At 53.0% G+C, this 2909-nt stretch carries 3 protein-coding genes; all 3 read right to left on the minus strand.

The genetic code is table 11. The features are described from left to right. Positions 1-135: 135 nt before the first annotated feature. Complete coding sequence (locus tag ON064_RS17890) at positions 136-426, minus strand: RNA-binding S4 domain-containing protein (protein ID WP_058382220.1); 291 nt, start codon at positions 424-426, stop codon at positions 136-138. Beyond that, complete coding sequence (gene yabN / locus ON064_RS17895; RefSeq protein ID WP_274625827.1) at positions 413-1891, minus strand: bifunctional methyltransferase/pyrophosphohydrolase YabN; 1479 nt, start codon at positions 1889-1891, stop codon at positions 413-415. The genes ON064_RS17890 and yabN overlap by 14 nt, the downstream gene beginning before the upstream one ends. Positions 1892-1894: 3 nt before the next feature. Further along, positions 1895-2909, minus strand: a 1015-nt coding sequence (locus ON064_RS17900; protein ID WP_274625828.1) for a lipid II flippase MurJ, incomplete at its 5' end; no start/stop codon positions are given.

Consider the following 2909-nt stretch of genomic DNA (forward strand, 5'->3'; position numbering starts at 1 on the left):
ACGCCCGCCCCCCGGCAAGCGTGCCCCTGTAACGCAATCTCCTCCTCACTATTTCATGCCGTATATGGCCACACCCAGCTTCTCGCCTACACAAAAAGAACCCAACCGTTAACCGGCTGGGTTCTTTTTCATTCTTTATGCTTCGTCGTCCACAAAGCTCGGGTCTACTTTATCAAGCTTTTCTTCGTTCAAGATCGTGTACATTTCCGCTGTTTGTTCTTTGCGGACGTTTTCGCGTAATTGGTCGATGCGGGCAGTGACTACTTTTTGCCCGAAGCGGATCTGCAGTTCGTCGCCTTCTTTGACGACGCTGCTCGCTTTCGCTTTATTGCCATTGACTAAAATGCGGCCTTGATCGGCTACTTCTTTCGCCAAAGTACGGCGTTTGATCAAACGGGAAACTTTCAGGAATTTATCGAGTCTCATGATTTTCGTCCTCTCTGTGTCCAGCTTTTGCTTCGTTCCAGAAGCTGTCGAGCTGGTCTAATGTGTAATCTGAAAACGTGCGGCCGTCTTCTTGCGCGCGCTGCTCTACGTGCGAAAAGCGCGTGCGGAATTTACGGTTCGCTTGGACCATCGCCTGTTCGGGCGACAAGCCGTAAAAACGCGCGATGTTGACGAGCGTGAACAACAAATCGCCGAATTCATCGAGCTGCTGGTCTTTGGAACCATTCGCCACTTCAATCTTGAACTCCTGCAATTCCTCTTCGAACTTCGCCCATGCGCCGTCCGCGTCTTTCCACGTGAAGCCTGCTTTTGCGGCTTTCTTCTGATAATTATACGAGGTCAATAACGAGGAGCTGTAGCGGTCCTGGCCATCGAGCAGCGATTCGCCCGCCGGTTTTTCCTGGCGCTTGATCGCTTGCCAATTATCCACGACTTCATCTGCAGACGCCACTTCCACATCGCTGAACACATGCGGATGGCGGCGAATCATTTTATCGCTAATGGCTTCTAGCACATCTTCGAGTTGGAAATAGCCGCTGTCTTGGCCGACTTGCGCGTGCAAGAACACTTGCAATAGCACATCGCCGAGTTCTTCCGCGATGGCTTCGTCATCTTCCTCTTCGATCGCCTGAAGCAATTCGTGCGCTTCTTCGAGTAAAAAAGGACGCAGTGATTCATGTGTCTGCTCGCGGTCCCACGGGCAGCCTTCAGGACTGCGCAGTTTCGCGATGATCTCACGGAATGTCTGCCATTCTTTCAAACGCTGCGTCTGCTCCGTTGCAGGCGGCACATAGACAGTCGTCAAATTATCGATTTCCGCCGAACGGTCGAGTTCGTGGAGCGGCACCGTACGCAGGCGCTCTGAAGTGGCCCCTGCGGCTGTAACAATCGTTACCGGGTAATCTTCCGGGTATTTCTCCATCAGCGACAGTTTCACTTCGGATGCGCTGAATTGGTCATACACTTGCGCGATCAAAATGTGTTCGGTCATATTCAACCGGTCGCTGTCGAGGCCGATGCCGTCGACCAGCTGGAAGCCTTCGATCGGATCGATGCGCAATGCACCGAATATGGCGTCCAAAAAGCTTTGCCCCCCGGCGATCGACAATTCACAGCGTCCTTGTTTTTCTGCTTCGATCAAAAATTGCACCGTCTGTTCCGCAACGAGCGGATGTCCCGGCACTGCGTAATAAACGGATGCGTTTTCCGCAAGCGCAATAAGCGTCTCGGCGATTTCCTTATAAACCGGCGCAAAATCGTCATGCTTTTCGTAAATTGCATCAAAACTCTCGTAACGTAAGCCTTCTGTCTCCAGCTCTGTAACGACCGGGTGATCCGCTGTCCGCAAGTAAAGCGGGTCCGCCTCTTTCAAGGTACGGTATACGCCGAGCGGCAATTGCAGAAGATCCCCGGCGCCAAGGCCGAGTATATGAATGGTATGCATTGTCTAACTCCTTTTCTTTCGTGGATTGAGCGCCAATTGCAACGCAGCCAGCCGGCGTCCGAACGGGATAATGTACCATTCCCTTTCGGTGATGATCCGTGATTTTGCCACCACCAGTAAAAACACGGCAGCGCCGAGCGGCACGGCGGTCAGTGTGATGAATACGGCTTCCCACCGGCCGGACCATGGCAATAGCGGCACGATCACCACTACAAAGGCGTACACCGCGATCGTCATCGCCACGGACGCTGCCAGGAGCCAGCCATAAAAACGGGCGTGAGCAAATTGCAGCGGCCAAACTTTCTTAAAATACCAGATGAGCGCTGCCGCAATAAAGGCCAAGCCAATATTGCCGGCAAGCGCTGCCCCGGTGATGCCGTACAATGGCACGAGTAATAAATTACCTGCCAGTTTCAGAATCAAACCAATAAACAATAACAGCGCCGGCACGCGGATTTTTCCGAAGCCGTACAGAATCGCCGTCAACACCAGCACAAGCGACATCGAAACGATTTGCCAATTAAAAACAATCAGTGCAAAAGATCCGACCGGCGTCTGGAATAAAGCTTCATTCACATAAGGCATGACCAGTGTCAAACCAGCGGACGCAGCGACCGCAAACAACACGGACACGCGAAATGCGAGGCTCGTATAAAGCTCCGGGCTGCGGCCGCTTTTTTGGTGCATCGTGCGGGCAATAAGCGGCACGAGCGACAGCGTCAAAGAAGTCGCCAATAAAATCCCGAATTGCACAAGGGGTTGCGCACGGTCATAGATGCCTTTTTGTTCCATGGCGGCCTCTGTACCGAGCGGCTGTTCGAGCAGACGATAGACAGTAAACGAATCGACCAGCTGAAACAGCACTAATAAGAGCGAACTCATGCTGACGCTAAGGCTCGTAAACAGCAGTTTCTTCGCCATTCCCCAGTGGAAAGTGCCAATGGGGCGCTCTCTTTGACTCCGGTAAGAGCGCCATAATAACAGCACAGCCGCGAATGCGCCGGCGCCGGCAGCTGCG

The sequence above is a fragment of the Planococcus sp. A6 genome, from assembly GCF_028823615.1.
Taxonomy (GTDB): Bacteria; Bacillota; Bacilli; order Bacillales_A; family Planococcaceae; genus Planococcus.

What these genes read in the sequence shown, in the direction of transcription:
- ON064_RS17890 (WP_058382220.1), bottom strand. Translation starts at nt 426, where the DNA reads ATGAGACTCGATAAATTCCTGAAAGTTTCCCGTTTGATCAAACGCCGT.
- yabN (WP_274625827.1), bottom strand. Translation starts at nt 1,891, where the DNA reads ATGCATACCATTCATATACTCGGCCTTGGCGCCGGGGATCTTCTGCAA.